Source organism: Alteromonas sp. ABH4_453 (assembly GCF_056160665.1).
In genome coordinates, this window is sequence record NZ_JBSWXP010000004.1 from 461,959 (window position 1) to 480,234 (window position 18,276).

At 49.7% G+C, this 18,276-nt stretch carries 4 protein-coding genes and 1 tRNA gene; 1 reads left to right on the plus strand and 4 read right to left on the minus strand.

Annotated features, from left to right (window positions below):
- Positions 1-144 precede the first annotated feature (144 nt).
- The gene (locus ACXAGV_RS10760; RefSeq protein WP_162889815.1) at positions 145-285 is read left to right on the plus strand and encodes a hypothetical protein; all 141 of its coding nucleotides are present in this window, start codon (positions 145-147) and stop codon (positions 283-285) included.
- A gap of 168 nt (positions 286-453) precedes the next feature.
- Here ACXAGV_RS10760 and smrA read toward each other — a convergent pair whose 3' ends face one another.
- The 4 genes from smrA to ACXAGV_RS10780 form a co-directional block, all read right to left on the minus strand.
- A complete protein-coding gene (smrA, locus tag ACXAGV_RS10765) occupies positions 454-1,041 on the minus strand; it encodes a DNA endonuclease SmrA (RefSeq protein ID WP_474873241.1) in 588 nt (195 codons plus the stop codon).
- Between the two features lie 159 nt (positions 1,042-1,200).
- Positions 1,201-1,326, minus strand: coding sequence for a hypothetical protein (locus tag ACXAGV_RS10770; protein ID WP_474873242.1), 126 nt, complete (start codon positions 1,324-1,326; stop codon positions 1,201-1,203).
- Positions 1,327-1,458: 132 nt separating this feature from the next.
- Positions 1,459-1,533: transfer RNA gene (locus tag ACXAGV_RS10775), tRNA-Arg, on the minus strand.
- Between the two features lie 207 nt (positions 1,534-1,740).
- Positions 1,741-18,276 (minus strand): BapA/Bap/LapF family large adhesin (locus tag ACXAGV_RS10780; RefSeq protein WP_474873243.1); only part of this gene is annotated, 16,536 nt, incomplete at its 5' end.

Consider the following 18,276-nt stretch of genomic DNA (forward strand, 5'->3'; position numbering starts at 1 on the left):
AAAATCTGATTTTTGCCCTTGTCATCAGTTTGTCACTGATCTATTGTAGTGCAAGCAAGGATTGCAATTAGGTTACAGGAGTTGAGTTAGGGTTGTACCAGTGTTTAGCAATCGCTTACTGGTTTTAATAATAAGAGACGACCAATGAATCGTTCTTCAAAAGGGTTTGGCTTAACCGGAGTGGCTGTAGCTGTAGTGCTGATGTTCGTAACTGCTGTTTTTAGCACATCTGCGAAATCTGCCGAAGCTCCAACAACGCTAAGTGTGCAGTCTTCAGTTAAGTAGTCTGAAAGAAAAATTCTAACGCCCGTATCAAGTTACTTGATACGGGCGTTAATCATTAGAGACAAAAAAACTTTCAACATAGGGCGCTTCACGAGAAAAGCCTAAAAGTTACACCTAAAAATTAAGCCTAAAAAGCAAAGCCGACTCAACGAGTTCTAGTCTATCATTTTATCCTTTCTTGTTTTTTTCTCTATTTATTAGTTTTTGCTGAGGGTGCTTTTTCAGCAATACATATGTGGCACCAAACCCGCCGTGCATAGGTTGCGCAGTATGATAAGCAATCACCTCATCAAGTTCACGTAGCCAATGGTTAACATAGCTTTTCTTTAATGCTGGAAATGGCTTGCTATTTTCACCCGTACCATGCTTTACGAGCAGGGCACGAACCCCACGTTCGTGACTTGATTTAATGGTGCTATAAAGCAGGTCGCGGCTTTGCTCTAGCGTCTTTCCCGATAGCGTTATATTGGTTTCCAAAGGGTATTTCCCAAGACGAAGTTTTTTAAATACGCCATCTTGAATACCGGGCTGCTGGAAATGTATAAAATCATCAGGTGGTACAGGCTTTACACCCTCCATGCTTAACGGGTTAGCAAGCTTGTCGCGAACACTTACTTTCAAGGCAGCCCGTTTTTGCTTTTCGGCGAGCGCCTTTTCAGGGTCGTGTAATAAAGCCTTATCATCTGAAGCGATGGGTTTTACATCTTGCATTTCAGCAAAAAACGAATCGATATCGTCGTTTTCAAATTGGCTCATACTAATCCCCGTACTAACTACTTCATTGCTATTTATACGTTATTTTGTGCCTGATGGTCTATTGCCAAGACTACACATTAGACATTGCGCGTACTGAAGGATGAGGCTTCACACAGGCGACTGTTATTGAGATGGGGATTAATTTTGAAATTTCATCGTTTAGAAAATAGCACCAGGCTCAGATAATGCCTCAATCGCAACCCATTCTTCTTCCGTGAATACTAAGTCATTAGGTGTTTCAGCATCGTCGCCGGTTTCTTCGGTTGGGGGGAAATCGAAAGTCATTATGCTCTCCTGTTTAAAAGAGTATTGCTTAATTCGATCAAATTACAACCAAAGTAGAAGAAATAAACATGATGATAGAAGAGCGATATGTATAGCAAGGTTTACTGGGTTTTGGGTTTAAGCCAGCCGGAATGGCGTCCCCAGCTGGAATCGAACCAACATCTAAGCCTTAGGAGGGCCTTGTTTTATCCATTAAACTATGGGGACCTAATGCGTAAGAATATCTATTATACGTAGTTCCAAAAAATACGAAACCCTTTGATTAATCAATAAGGTGCAGCGTTTTATAACAGCGCACTTATGTGGCTAAAAAGGCTTGTCTATGCGGATTGGTATGAATCCCACGTGATTCTAATCTACCCAATAAAAAGCCCTCGTCGAATGCGAGGGCTTTAGGTTAACTTCACAACAAGATTATATGTCCGTTGGTGGAAGTTTATCTATCGCTGTTTTCAGCACTTCAGACTCTGTCGGAGAAGCGGTTGTTACATCACCGCTGCTTTCTGTAGACGTATCGCCTACGAGTTCGCCACTAGCATCAGGAGATGCGCCCTCACTGTTTGAATCGACTGAAGTAGGCTCTGTTGATGGTAGAATCAACTCTTCTGGCGGAAGATCAATATCGACGACATCAACAGTTACCTCTGTCACCGGACCCCCAGAGACTATATCGCCTTCTTCTGGTAGCGCGATGGTGTCGACAGGCAGAGTGCTTTCAGGCGTCGAAGCCTCAGGTGAAAGGGGATTTGTACCTTCATTCGGTGCAGTAGGCAAAGGCCCACCTATATCAACGGTATCAATCTTAGTGCCAGACAAGTCAATAGTGTCTCCTCCACCAAAACCATCGCCCACATTGGTGCCAAGAGTGCTCACTTCCTCTTCAGGCAGCGTAATGATGTCTGGCGTAGTCTCTATAGGTTCAATGTTCTCGACAGGCTCAGAGCTCATAAGGGGAGCCGTCGGCTCGTTTTCCGGTGTTACCAATCGAGTTTCAGCATTCAGGTCAACGGTTTGAAGCGTTTGCCCTGTTAAGTCAATCACGTCAGGTGCTGTAGGCTCGTCAGTAACCACGGTGCCGCTGCTATCTGATGCACTTACAGATTCAGATGAAGTGGTTGTCACGACTTCAGATACACCTTCACCCGATGCCGTTACAAACACGTTGAACTCTGCCTGTTCGATAGTGCCGTCTGGATATTCGATACGATAAGTAAAGGTATCCGTTAAGGTCCCACCAAACACGGCTTGCGTGTTATCCGGGGTATAGGTGTAAGCGCCAGTTTCATCAATTTGCAGCGTGCCGAAATCTCCCACTAACGTAATGCCGCCTGAAGCGTCTTGGAAGTTAGTTCCATCGGTAGATACCGTCACGTCGTATGTTGGGCCAAACAGTACATCGTTTTCGAACAGGTTACCCGTGGCGGTTTGTACGCCGCTAACTTCAAACTGGTTAAGATTGTTGATGGTAGAGGATAGGTCTACGCTAATGCTGCCGGCTAGACTAACACCAGTTGTACCGCTCATTGAAAGACGGTATAAGCCCTCAGTTAACCCGTTGACGGTAAGTATGGTATCGCCATTAACACTTAAAAGGCTAACAAGCTCATTGCTTGGGAAAACCCTATACGGTTCAAATGCTCCGTTTTCAAACTTCTCTACGGTAATGGTAACGCTTGAAAACAGTGACAGCAGACTGCCGTTATCAACGTTTAACGTAATATCTTGGGTGGTGTTTTCCGCTACGTCAAATGTACTGCTAACATCGCTAAAGCCGCCTATGTTCCCCAATATATAACTATAAGAAAGTGCGTCTTGCTCATTCAGTCCGGTGTCAGTAACAAAATCATAGGTCAATTCAGCACGGGCCGAGTCTGCAGATACGCCTTGTCCTGATAGATTAAAGTTTAAGTTTGCGGTAGAGGTATTCGTGCCATCAGAAATGGTGTAGCTGAAACTATCCGTGCTACCCAAGCCGTCACGTACGCCATTGGCTACGTAGGTGTAGCTGCCGTCTTCAAAGATGGTGAGGTCCCCATAGTCACCTTCAATAGTAATGCCAGATAAACCAGTACCCAATACAGTCACTGACTCTCCATTAGTATGGGTAACTTGCGTCACTACGCCGCCCTCGGCAATGCTATCGGCTACATCGCCTGTGTTGGCCGCATCAATAACATTACCAGAGGTAGTCGTGCTACCTTCAAACTGATATTCCGTTAGCGTTGTCGTCACATCCGTTTGTTCTAGCAAGGATATCGTATTGCTAAGCAATTTTTCGGCAATCTCGTCAATGAGAACATCAGACAGCTGTGCTAATCCTAGCGTTGTAAGACCTGAGTTAATAGTACCGACCAAATCGCCAGCTCCAATAGTGTCCGCGGTGGCTAGGATTGGCTCAAGAATAATTTCTCTTACTAGAGTTCCTAAAGGTATAACGCCTAAACCTGCTTCACCATTTAGCGCAGTTTCAATTGCATCTAGCACCACCTCTTGGTTTTCCTCGCCAAGAACAACCCCGCCATCACCTAGTTCAGCAAGTGTTATCGAGCCGTCACCATCTTGGTCAAACAAGTTTCCAAGGGTACTTTGACTGTTACGAACAACAACCGCATAGTCTCCTGCAGGGAGCCCAGAGAACTTTGCCACCAAGGTGTCATCACCTAACAAGCCCAAGACATTTAACCCTACAGCGTCACCAATCAGAGGGCTGTCTGGTGCTGTCGCTGAGGCAACTACATTGCCATCTGCATCAACAATATCAACTCGATACCCGTTGGCCACTGCAACTAGCGCAGTTTGACTAACCTCTACAACCACCTCTCCGAAGTAGTCGGCTCCGACAGTAAATGTTGTACTAGCGGTAGGAGAACCTGCGGCAGGTGAACCAGCTGCTACGTCAATCACCTGCAAGTCGCTATCAGTAACTGGTGTATTCACGATGGCGGTTTGTGCACCTAGCTCCATGTCATTGTTATCGGTTTGGGCTACTACTGGCGGGAAGTCGCTGCCAGAAATGGTGATGGTAAGCGCCGCTATGTCAGAAGTTTCACCATCTGATAGGGTGTAATTAAACACTTCGTCCTGGCCAATTGCACTACGATCGCCATCGGCGGTATAGGTGTAAGTGCCGTCTGCAGCAATTTCCAGTACGCCATAGTTACCTTGAATGGTAACGGTACCGGTTACAGGAACCGCAACACTATCACCAGAGGTATTAGTCACCAGGGTTACTTGGGCACCGTCTAAGATAGTGTCGGCGCCTACGCCACTAAAATCACCGTCTATTAGGTTACCTTGGGCCACTAAATCACCCGTATAGGTGTATTCGGTTAATGTTGTTGTGATGTCAGTGTTTTCTAGTACTGATGCTGTATTGCTGAGTAATGCCTCAGCTACTTGACTAATAACTGCGTCAAGAAGACCAGTCACACCGAGAAGGTCTAAAGGATCTGTTAGTTCATCAACGAGTATAGCCGCTATTCCTCCGGCACCAATAATAGGGGTGTCTATTAGGGCTGCTTCTAAAGCATTTCTCGTTAACGTGCCAACAGAGTCACCTAAAATCCCCAAGCCTAAAAGGTCATCATTTAAAGTGCTTTCTACGAGGTCTAGTACTGCTTCTTGGTTATTTGGTCCTAGTACAACGCCTGCGTTGCCAAGTTCAACTAGGCTGACATCTCCACTTTCATCACCGTCCAGTAGTTCTTTTAACTTGCTCTCATCATTGCGAACAACGACGTAGTAGGTTCCTGCATCTAGACCTGTTAGTGAGAAAGAAACCGTTTCGTCATTCGAAATATTGAAAGTTTCTAACCCACCTATATCAACCAACTCTGAATTTGCAGTTCCTCCCTGATAAACAAGCTGACCATTTTCATCATAAACCTGAACAGCATAGGCATCTGCAACTGCAGCAAGTGCAATTTGTTGAACTTCTACAAAGACTTCACCTACATTATTAGGGGAAACCGTAAAGGTAGCTGCGGCATCAACACCAGGCGTGAAAGGCCCTACCTCGAGAACGTCAACATTACTGGTTGTCTCAGAAGGATATACTGTCACAACAGGTTCGCCCATATTAATGGTGTTACCGTCGTTTATCGCATCGAGAGCCTGTACGATAACATTTTGACTTGCTGTGCTTGCTGAGTTACCTGCTTCGTCGGTGACTGTTGCCACCACCGCGTAGGTACCTGCTGGTAGCGCTGTGCCTGTTAAATCAAGGCTCCAATTACCGCTGCCATCAATGGTCAGTTCAAGGTCAGTGCCAAAGGTATAGGATGTGCCATCAACGGTAACGGTTAGGGTAGTATTGTCACCAAGATCAACCGTGCCATTAAAGATTAGCGTGCTATCGCTAGTAATAAAGTCTCCAGCCACCCCAGAGTCGTTAGAGATACTGTCGAACGTTACTGTCTGACCATTATTGTTTTCATCAATACTGGTATCGATAACAACTGTACCTGTGTCAGTAGCAAGATTGCCTACCGCATCTGTGGCGGTTACCGTTGCCGTGTAATTGCCTTCCGCAAGCAGGGCAACGATATTATCACCCAACGTCCACGTACCGTTACCGTTATTAGTAGCTGTGTAGTCATTACCATCAATCGTCACCACCACAACTGCATTCGGGTCGTTCACCGTACCAGTTAGCTCAGGCGTGGTGTCGTTGGTGGTCAGATCGTTTATTGCAACGGTAGGCGCGGTGGTATCAATTACCACTGTTCCTGTATTGGTGACAGTGTTGCCTGCGGCGTCTGTTGCACTTACCGATGTTGGGTAGCTGCCTTCTGCAAGTGTAGCAATTACGTTATCAGCCAGTGTCCAGGTGCCATCACCATTGTTGGTAGCGGTGTAATCATTACCGTCAATTGTTACCATCACAACCGCATTGGGGTCGTTTACCGTACCGGTAAGCTCTGGCGTGGTGTCGTTGGTGTTCAAATCGTTTATTGCAACGGTAGGTGCGGTGGTATCGATTATCACTGTACCCGTATTGGTTACCGTGTTGCCAGCAGCGTCTGTCGCGCTTACCGATGTAGGGTAGCTGCCTTCAGCGAGTGTGGCGACTACGTTATCAGCTAACGTCCAGGTGCCGTCACCATTGTTGGTAGCGGTGTAATCATTGCCGTCAATGGTCACCACCACAACCGCATTGGGGTCGTTCACCGTACCGGTAAGCTCAGGCGTGGTGTCGTTGGTGGTAAGATCGTTTATTGCAACGGTAGGCGCGGTGGTATCAATTACCACTGTACCTGTGTTGGCCACCGTATTGCCCGCAGCGTCTGTTGCACTTACCGATGTTGGGTAGCTGCCTTCAGCGAGTGTGGCGACTACGTTATCAGCCAGTGTCCATGTGCCATCACCATTGTTGGTAGCGGTGTAATCATTGCCGTCAATGGTCACCACCACAACTGCATTGGGGTCGTTCACCGTACCGGTAAGCTCAGGCGTGGTGTCGTTGGTGGTCAGATCGTTAATTGCAACCGTAGGCGCGGTGACATCAATTATTACCGTACCTGTGTTGGTCACCGTATTGCCCGCGGCGTCTGTTGCGCTTACCGATGTTGGATAGCTGCCTTCAGCAAGCGTGGCGACTGCGTTGTCAGCTAGCGTCCACGTGCCATCACCATTGTTGGTAGCGGTGTAATCATTGCCGTCAATGGTCACCACCACAACCGCATTGGGATCGTTCACCGTACCAGTAAGTTCTGGCGTGGTGTCATTGGTAGTAAGATCGTTTATTGCAACCGTAGGCGCGGTGGTATCAATTACCACTGTTCCTGTATTGGTGACAGTGTTGCCCGCGGCGTCTGTTGCAGTAACAGATGTTGGGTAACTGCCTTCTGCTAGCACAGCAACTGCGTTGTCAGCCAGTGTCCACGTGCCATCACCGTTATTGGTGGCGGTATAGTCAGCACCGTTGATGGTAACAACCACCGTGGCTGTTGGGTCGTCAACCGAACCAGTAAGTGCCGGTGTTGTATCGTTTGTTGTTAAATCGTCGAAGGCAACCACTGGTGCAGCCGCGTCAACCGTGTCTGAGGCTGGGTTGCTGATGTTACCCGCTGCGTCAGTTGCCGTTACGGTCACAATTACGCCATCGGCAAGCGGAGTATCAGGCGTAATGCTCCAATTACCGTCGCCATCAGCGATGACGGTAAAATCAGGCGTGCCGTCACCATCAACGTCCACATTTACGGTTGTGCCTGCTTCAGCGGTACCGGTAATTTCGGTGCCGTTGCCTGCATCTACAGTAGGTATGGCAGGTGGAGTAGTATCAATCACTACCGTTCCTGAATTTGAACCCACGTTGCCATCGGCATCCGTGGCAGTAACGGTAGCGGTATAGCTACCATCTGCAAGTGCAGCCACTGCATCGTCAGTCAGGGTCCAGCTTCCATCACCATTGTTAGTTGCGGTGTAGTCCACGCCATCAATAGTCACTACTACGATAGCGTTTGGATCGTCAACCGTACCGATTAGCTCTGGTGTAGCGTCATTAGTGGTTAAGTCATCAATTGCAACGACTGGCGCAACAGCATCTACTGTATCTGACGCTGGTGCACTGACATTGCCAGCTTCATCAACCGCCGTCGCCGTAACAACCACGCCATCGGCCAGCGGTGTAGTGGGTGTTACTGACCAATTTCCATCGCCATCAGCGATGACGGTGAAGTCTGGCGTGCCGTCGCCATCCACGTCCACATTTACAGTTGCGCCGGCTTCCGCAGTACCCGTAATTTCAGTGCCGTTACCTGCATCGACGGTAGGCGCTGCAGGTGCAGTGGTGTCAATCACCACAGTGCCAGAGTTAGTTCCGTTGTTACCGTCAGCATCAGTAGCAGTAACCGTAGCGGTATAGCTACCTTCAGCCAGCGCGGCAACGATATCGTCAGCCAGTGTCCAGCTGCCATCACCGTTGTTTGTCGCGGTATAGTCCGTACCGTTAATGGTAACGACCACGATGGCGGTTGGATCGTCCACCGAACCGGTAAGTGCAGGTGTGGTGTCATTAGTCGTTAGGTCGTTAAAGGCAACGATTGGCGCAACAGCGTCTACCGTATCAGACGCTGGGCTACTCGTATTGCCAGCTTCATCGGTTGCTGTTGCCGTGACAACCACGCCATCCGCTAGCGGTGTTGTGGGTGTTACTGACCAGTTACCATCGCCATCAGCAATCACTGTGAAATCAGATGTGCCATCACCGTCAACGTCTACGTTTACGACAGCGCCTGCTTCGGCTGTGCCGGTAATTTCGGTACCGTTGCCTGCATCAACAGTAGGCGCAGCTGGCGCAGTAGTATCGATAACACCGCCATTTTCGTTTGCGGTTGCCGTATTACCCGCACCATCTGTCGCGCTTGCGGTGACTGAATAATTACCTTCAGATAAGGCTGCTGGCACATCTACAGAGAAGGTGCCATTAGCTTGAACAATGGCGTCAAGTGTTTGGGTGTTTCCTGCATCATCAGTAACGCTGATAGATACGGCGCTGCCTGGCGCAATATCTGTAGTACCGGAAATGGTCGGTGTTGTATCGTTTCCTGTACCAAGCGGATCCAAGGTTAGGTTTGGCACGGCTGTATTGATATTGCCGCTGGTAGTATCAGACGCCGAGTTTCCAGCGGCATCAGTGGCGGTAGCAGTAACATCGAAGTTTCCGTCTGCCATTGCATTGGGCACGTCGGCGCTGAAATTACCGTTGCTGTCGACAATAGCCGTAAATGTCTGTTCTACTCCCGCGCTGTCGGTGACGGTTATGGTCACTGAACTACCTGGGCTTAAATCGGTGCTACCCGTGATCGTTGGCGTGGTATCGTTACCTGTGCCTTGTGCATCTAAGTTGATAGTCGGCGCGGTAGTGTCTACGCTACCGTTTGTTTCAGTGGCGGTAGTCTCATTGCCTGCTGGGTCTTGGGCAACGGCGGTAACGGTATACCCTCCTACAGCCATGGGGCTTGGCACATCGGCCGAGAAACTGCCGTCTCCCTGAACGGTTGCATCGAAGGTTTGGCTTACACCTGCGTTATCCGTAACCGTAATCGTTACTGTCGCCCCTGCAGGCAGATCAGTATTGCCTGATATTGTAGGCGTTGTGTCACTGTCTGGGGCTAGTGTATCTAACGATAGGGTAGGGGCTGTTGTATCAATAATACCTGTGTTGTCTACGACGGTAGTGCTATTACCCGCTTCATCACTCGCTGTGGCTTCAACACTGTATGCACCTTCAGCTAAAGGCGCAGGCACATCCACTGTAAAGTTTCCATTTACATCAACAATCGCTGTGAGGGTTTGAACACTTCCTGCGCTGTCAGTTACCACAAGCGTAACTTCACTACCCTGCGCAAGGTTTGTGCTACCAGATAGAGTAGGCGTTGTGTCATTGCCTTCCACAAGTGGCGTTAAGGTTAGTGATGGTGCTGTAGTGTCTATGCTTCCAGCATCACTCGCTGTCGCTGTATTACCTGCCTCATCACTGATGGTAGCGCTTACCGAGAAGCCGCCTTCAGCTAAGTCGGTTCCTGGGGAGATAGAGAAAGAACCATCGGCCTGTACCACTGCACTTAAGGTCTGGGTTGCACCAGCGTTATCGGTTACCAAAATAGTGACCACAGAGCCTGCAGGTTCATCGGTTGTACCGGTAATGAGTGGCGTCGCGTCGTTAGTGGTATCGGCAACGTCTATAGTAAGAGTAGGTACTAAAGTATCAACTACGCCTGCTTCGTTATCGGTTGTACTGTTGCCTGCTGTATCAGTGGCGGTTGCTGAAACAGTGAAGTTTCCTTCAGCCATCGCCGCTGGTACATCGGCAGAGAATACGCCGCCCGCGCCAACCAATGCAGAGAACACCTGTGTATTACCCGCACTATCAACAACGGTTATTTGCACTGTAGAACCTTGCGGTAAATCTACAGTACCGCTTATGGTTGGGGTTGAGTCGCTAACTGTACCTGGCTCGTCCAGCGTAATAACTGGTGAAATTGTGTCGATTAGACCGGTTTCAGCGTCGGACGCTGTATTGCCAGCTTCATCAACAACGGTTGCCTGAATTGTGTAGCTACCCTCAGCCAAAGTGGCGGGTACGTCTACGCTAAAAGAGCCGTCGCTTTGTACGATTGCTGATACGGTTTGTATATTGCCAGCATTATCGGTGACGGTAATTGATACTGTGCTTCCGGCTGGCTGGTCTGTCGTTCCGCTAATGGTTGGTGTTGCATCATTGCCTACACCCGGTTCTGCCACATCAATAGCCGGTGATGTGGTATCTACCACACCGCCAGTTTCAGAGTCAGAGGCTGTATTTCCGGCTCCGTCAGTCACCTCTGCGACAACTGTGTAGCTACCTTCGGCCAGGTCTGACGGTACGCTTGCGCTGAAGGTGCCATCTCCTTGGACTGTTGCGGTAAAGGTTTGAATTGATCCAGCACTATCTGTCACTGTTAAGGTGACAATGGCACCAACTGGCGCGGTAGTTGTGCCAGAAATAAGAGGCGTAGCGTCGTTTGTCTGGCCAAGGGCATCTAGGGTAATGTCCGGAGCGCTTGCATTAATATTGCCGCTATCCGACACAGTCGTGCTATTGCCCGCAGCATCGCTCGCACTGGCTGTTACATCGTAATCGCCATCAACAAGCGCGCTGGGTACTTCAACTGAGAAAGTGCCATCCGCGTTTACCGTAGCGGTAAGATTTTGTATGTTACCGCCTGCATCGGTGACAACCAGTGTAATTGTTGCTCCCTCTGGCAAGTCGGTAGTACCGCTTAATACTGGCGTTGCGTCATTGCCGCTGGCCACTGGATCTAAGTTGATAACAGGTGGAGTGGTGTCAACTGTACCGTTGTTATCAACCGCTGTGTTTTGATTACCTGCATCATCAGTCGCCGTCACTTCTACTGTGTAATCGCCTTCAGCAAGCTCAAGGGGCACATCAGTGCTAAAGCTACCGTTCGCTTGAACGGTGGCAGTGAAAGTTTGCGTATTGCCTTGGCTGTCAGTCACGCTAATGCTTACAGTGTTACCCGCAGCCAAGTCGGTGGTTCCCGATATAGTCGGTGTAGCGTCGTTGGTTAGGCCTTGTGCGTCCAACGTTACGGTAGGGGCTGCTGTATCTATGATGCCGTTATTATCTATTGCCGTTGCTGAATTACCCGCATCGTCAGTCGCAGTGACAGTCACGCTGAAACTGCCTTCAGCTAAATCGGCAGGAACATCAGCACTGTAAGTGCCATCGTTTTGAACGGTTGCTGTGAATGTTTGGGTATTTCCAGCGTTGTCTGTCACGCTTATGCTAACCGTGTCGCCAGCATTGAGGTCTGTGGTGCCAGAGATAGACGGCGTTGCAACATTGCCAAGCCCTTGTGTATCGATGGTTATCGATGGGGCTGTGGTATCGATGTTACCGCCATTTTCGGTTACCGATGCATTGTTGCCAGCGCCGTCTGTGGCGGTGGCAGTAACAGAATAGTCACCTTCAGGTAAGCTTGCAGGAACATCAGCCGTAAAGCTTCCATCACCTTGCACTATGGCACTGAATGTCTGTGTGTTTCCAGCACTGTCAGTCACAGTTAGCGTTACAGTGCTACCTGGCGCTAAGTCGGTGTTACCTGAAATAGTCGGCGTCGTGTCGTTGCCCGAACCAAGAGGATCAAGGGATAGGGAAGGCGCGGCAGAGTTTATGTCGCCGCTCACTGTATCTGTAGCAGTATTGCCTGCAGCATCAGTGGCCGTTGCAGTAACGTCGAAGTTTCCGTCTGTCATAGGATTAGGCACATCTGCACTGAAGTCGCCGTTACCATCAACAGTTGCAGTAAACGTCTGCACAGTGCCAACGCTGTCAGTTACTGTAATCGTTACTGTGGTTCCCGCGGCTAGGTCGGTATTTCCGCTAATGGTAGGCGTGTTATCGTTACCTGTACCAAGCGGATCCAGAGTGATAATAGGTGCTGTGGTATCTACGCTGCCACCCGTTTCAGAGTCAGAGCCTTGGTTGCCAGCCGCGTCTTGAGCGGTTGCGGCAACCGTATAGTCACCTTCAGCTAGTGGCGAAGGTACGTTGGCGGCAAAACTGCCGTCGGTTTGTACCGTTGCGGCAAAGGTTTGCGTGTTACCCGCACTGTCGACCACCGTTAGTGTAACAATGGCGCCAGCTGGAAGGTTTGTGGTGCCAGAAATAGTTGGCGTAAGGTTATTCTCTGGCGTTAATTCGTCAAGGTTTAGCTCAGGTGGCGTGATGTCGATAACACCTGAATTATCAAGAACCGACGTGCTGTTGCCTGCTTCATCAGTGGCGGTAGCTTCAACACTGTATGAGCCTTCAGCAAGGGCCTCGGGCACATCAACCGTAAAGTTTCCTGCAGCATCAACTGTTGCTGTAATTGTTTGAATGTTGCCTGCGCTATCTGTGATAACTAAGGAGACCACGCTACCTTCGGCTAGATCTGTACTTCCCGAAATGGTTGGCGTTGTATCATTGCCTAACCCTTGAGCGTCTAAGGTTAGGGTAGGCGCAGTGGTGTCTATGGTGCCCGTTGCATTGGCTGACGCACTGTTGCCAGCATCGTCGGTGGCCGTTGCGGTAACTGTATAGTCACCTTCGGCCAATTCAGCTGGCACATCAACAGTAAAGTTGCCGTTTGCATCAACCGTTGCCGTCACAGTTTGTGTATTGCCTGCGTTATCGGTGATCGACAGCGTTACGCTTTCTCCTGCTGCTAAGTCCGTAGTGCCTGAAATGGTAGGCGTAGTATCGTTATTTGAACCCAGCGCATCTAGTGAAATAACGGGGGCGACGGTATCGACATTACCGTTATTGTCGGTGACAGAGGCACTATTTCCGTTGCTGTCTGTAGCGGTAGCCGTTACTGAGTAATCACCTTCGGCAAGAGGCGCGGGGACATCAGCACTAAAGTTACCGCTTGCATCAACAAGTGCAGTAAAGGTTTGGGTGTTGCCTGAACTGTCAGTGACGGAAAGTGTCACGGTTGAACCCGCGGGTAGGTCAGTCGTACCCGAAATGGTTGGTGTAGTATCGTTAACCGTAACTTGCGCATCTAATGTCAACGTAGGGGCACTGGTATCTAACGTACCGGTATCAGAAGTGGTGGTTGTATTACCCGCATCGTCTGAGGCACTTGCTGTTACCGTGTAGCTGCCGTCTGGTATAGCGTTTGGAACATCTGCGCTGAAGTCACCATTCGCGTCCACAATGGCGTCAAAGGTTTGTGTATTGCCAGCGCTATCTGTGACGGTTAACGTGACTGTGCTTCCCGGCGCTAAATCAGTGCTGCCCGATATGTTAGGCGTTTCATCGTTGCCTGTGCCCTGCGGATTTAGCGTAAGTACAGGGGCGGTGGTGTCAATATTGCCACCGTCCTCAGTTGTGGTTGTTGAATTACCTGCATCATCTGTTGCAGTAACTTCGACGCTGTAGTCTCCTTCAGGCAGTGGAGACAATACCTCTGTTGCAAAGTTGCCGTCTGCATCAACCAATGCGTTAATGGTTTGCGTGTCGCCATTGCTGTCAGTCACGGTGATCACAACGACAGCACCTTCAGGTAAGTCTGTATTACCTGAAATAACCGGCGTAGTGTCATTACCTGAATCTAACGGGTTAACGGTAACAATAGGTGCTTGTGTATCAATACTTCCATTTGTTTCGTTTGCCGTCGCGGTGTTGCCTTGTGCATCGTTTACTGTTGCCGTAACGGTAAAGTCGCCTTCAGCCAGGGCGCTAGGCACATCGGCACTGAATGTGCCGTCTGCTTGCACGGCTGCTTGGAAACTCTGCGAGTTACCGTTGGCATCTACCACAGTAATGGTAACCAGTGTGCCAGGTGCCACGTCGGAAGTACCTGTGATAATTGGGGTAACATCGCTGGTAGCGCCTTGTGTATCAAGGGTTAACAGCGGCGCTTCGCTATCTACATTACCTGTTGTATTGGCATTCGCGGTATTGCCTGCACTGTCGGTTGCACTGGCAGTCACAGTAAAATCGCCGTCAGCAAGTGCGTTTGGCACATCTACGCTAAAGTTACCATTTGCATCAACCAAAGCATTGATAGTTTGCGTGTTTCCAGCGCTATCTGTAACGACAAGTGTAACCGTGCTTCCTTCAGGAAGGTCAGTGGTGCCCGAAAGTGTAGGTGTGGTGTCACCCGTGCTGCCAGGGTTTTCAAGGGTAAGCGTAGGCGCGGTGGTATCTACAACGCCGTCATTGTCGGTTACTGTTGTCGTATTGCCATCGCCGTCAGTTGCGCTGGCGGTAACGGTGTATGCGCCATCAGCGAGAGGGGTGGTAACATCTGTACTAAAGCTTCCGTCTGCACCTACTATCGCGGTAATCGTTTGCGTGTTACCTGTGCTATCCGTCACGGTTAAAGTAACCGTGCTTCCCTCAGGCAAGTTGGTAGTGCCTGAAATAGCGGGCGTGCTGTCATTCGTTTCGCCTTGTCCATCTAGCACTAACGTGGGTGCATTAGTATCGATATTACCCGTTGTGTTGTCTGTAACTTCATTGCCTGCTTCGTCTTCTGCCGTGGCAGTAACCGTATAGTCTCCATCAGCCAGTTCTTGCGGTACATCGACAGAGAAATTACCGTTAGTATCGACTAAGGTGTTGATAGTTTGCGTGTTACCCGCGCTATCTACGACTGTTAGCGAGACTACACTTCCTTCAGGCAAATCGGTGCTGCCCGATAAAGTTGGTGTGGAATCGTTTCCAGAACCCACTGGATTTAAAGATAGCGATGGTGCGGTTGTATCTACAATACCGCCGTTTTCTGTCACGCTAGCAGTATTACCATTTTCATCAACAGCGGTTGCTGTAACGGAGTAGTTACCTTCTGCTAATGCGCTAGGTACTTCAGCGCTAAAGTTTCCGTTTTCATCTACAACGGCTTCAATAGTTTGCTGATTACCTAGGCTATCGGTGACGACAAGTGTTAACGTGCTACCTTGTGGCAAATCTGTCGTGCCACTAATAAGTGGCGTGGTGTCGTTGCCAATGTCTTGTGGGTCAAGCGATAGCGTTGGTGCTGCGGTATCAATATTGCCCTGTGTCGATGCAGAGTCTTGATTACCCGCATCGTCAGTGACCGTCGCGGTAACGGTAAAGTTGCCGTCGGCAAGCTCTGCCGGCACGTCAACAGAGAAAGTACCGTCATTTTGGACAAGAGCGTCAAAGGTTTGCGTATTGCCTGCACTGTCTGTAACAGTGATTGATACACTGCTACCCGGTGCCTGGTCTGTGTTACCTGAGATGGTTGGCGTAGTATCATTAGTACTGCCTTGAGCATCTAGATTAACCAGCGGCGATGTAATATCGATATTACCGCCAGTTTCCGTTGCCGTTGCAGTATTGCCGTTGGCGTCGGTCGCTGTAGCCGTTACGCTATATTCACCTTCAGCTAATGGATTGGGCACATCGGCACTGAAATTACCAGAACCATCTACCGTTGCCGTAAATGTTTGCGTATTGCCAAGCGCATCGGTAACAGAGAGTGTAACAGTGCTGCCAGCGGGTAAATCGGTAGTACCTGAGATAGTAGGCGTGGTGTCGTTATCATCACCCAGTGGGTCAAGGGTTAAGCTTGGCGCATTGCTGTCCACGGTGCCAGTTTGTGACGTTGAAGCACTATTTCCCGCAGCATCGGTGGCTGTTGCTTCAACAGTGTAGTCGCCGTCAGCGAGTTCAGCAGGCACGTCTGTGCTAAACTCGCCGTTCGCGTCTACTGTGACAGTAAAGGTTTGGCTGTTTCCAGCACTATCGGTAACGGTAAGTGAAACCGTGCTGCCCGCTTCCAAGTTTGTAGAACCGCTAATTGACGGTGTCGTGTCGTTACCTGTGCCAAGTGGCTCTAGTGAAATGGTGGGGGCTTGCGTATCAATGTTGCCGCCATTTTCAATGACTGTCGTTGTGTTACCTGCCTCGTCTGTAGCACTGGCCTCTACAGTATATTCACCCTCAGTCAGCGGCGTTTGCACGTCGACGCTAAAATCACCGTTCTCATCAACGATGGCATCGATAGTTTGCGTGTTGCCCGCGCTGTCGGTCACTGCAATGGTTACTGTTGAACCAGGTGGTAAATCGGTAGAGCCTGAAATCGTTGGCGTGGTGTCGCTACCGTCAGTTTGCGGGTCTAGAGAAAGCGCTGGTGCGGTAGTGTCTATGTTGCCACTGTTGTCGACAGCGGTAGTTGTATTACCCGCAGCATCAGTTGCTTCTACAGAAACCTCATAGTTGCCTTCTGCTAGCGCTTCTTCGAGATCGGCGCTGAAATTACCATTTTCATCAACCACGGCGGTAACAGTTTGCGTATTACCTTGACTATCGGTGACGGTAATAGCGACCTCGCTGCCAGCGGGTAAATCTGTATTACCTGAGATAGTAGGTGTTGTGTCGTTAGTATCCGTTTGCGGGTCGATGTTCACAATTGGTGGGGTGGTATCAAGTACAGTAGTGGCCGTGGCGGTAGAGCTATTGCCATTTTCGTCTGTCACCGTCACTTCAATCTCGTATTCGCCCTCTTCAGAGCCTGGAGGGAATGCAACATTGAAGTTGCCATTCTCATCGGTTGTCCCCGTTATTGTCTGGCTGTTGCCGTTGCTATCGGTGATAACAACCACAACCTCTGAATTAGGGGCGTCTGACGACCCCCCTATGCCTTCACTACCGTTGGTAGGAGAGCCGGTTTCAATAACAACATTAGGGCCTTGGGTATTAATAACCGCATCGATAGACGTTGAAGCGGTATTGCCCGCCACATCAGACACAGTAGCGGTTACCGTGAAGTCGCCGTTTGCGAGTGCTTGGGGCACTTCAGCACTGAAGCTACCGTCTTCTTGCACTGTTGCAGTAATGGTTTGCGTAGTGCCGTCTGAATGTACGATTTCTAGCGTCACTATCGCACCCGGTTCTGCGTCGGTGTCGCCATTTATCACCGGCGTGTCATCATTGGTTGAGCCAATAGGATCAAGGTTGATTATCGGCGCCGTGGTGTCAATTTCGCCAGTCACTGTTGTGGTAGAACTGTTGCCTGCTGGTGTTGTTACAGTAACATCTACCGTGTACTCACCTTCGCTAAGCTCCGCTGGCACATCTTCGTTGAATGTGCCGTCAGCGCCCACTGTAGTAACGATTGTTTGTTCGTTACCCTCGCTATCTGTAACAACAATGACTACTTCACTGCCAGGAGGGGCATCGGTTTCACCAGAAACGTTTGGCGTAGTATCGTTCGTTGGCGCAGGTTGATTTACGGTCGTCGACGGACTCGTAGAATCGTAATCGCCGCTTGTTGTTGCTTGTGCGGTGTTACCCGCACCATCTGTCACCTCGGCAGTTACGCTGTATGTACCCTCAGCGACCGCATTTGGAACTTCAACGGTAAAGGTACCATCGGCAAGCACAGTGGTGGTAAAGGTTTGAGTAACGCCAGCACTATCGGTAACGGTAAGGGTTATCGTGCTTCCGGGCACGGCATCCGTTAACCCCGAAAGTGTGGGTGTAGCATCGCCATTTATTCCTGGGTCGTTTAATGAGATGGTTGGCGCCGTCACGTCGATAGCACCCTGAGCGTCAGCATTGGCCGTATTGCCCGCTTCATCGGTAACGCTGGCGTTAACGGTGAATTCGCCTTCGGCTAATTCAGCTGGTACATCAACGCTATAGGTGCCGTCTGCTTGCACAATGGCGTTTACAGTTTGTGTGTTACCTGCGCTATCGGTAATGGTTAACGTAACCGTGCTGCCAGAGGCGGCATCAGTGGTACCTGTAAGGGTCGGCGTGGTGTCGTTACCTGTCGCTATGGTGTCGATAGTGATCGACGGTGCGGTAGTATCAATCTCGCCTGTGGTGTCTGTGGTTGCTGTGTTGCCCGCTTCGTCGGTCACGCTGGCGTTAACGGTAAATTCACCTTCGGCCAATTCAGCGGGCACATCAACGCTATAGGT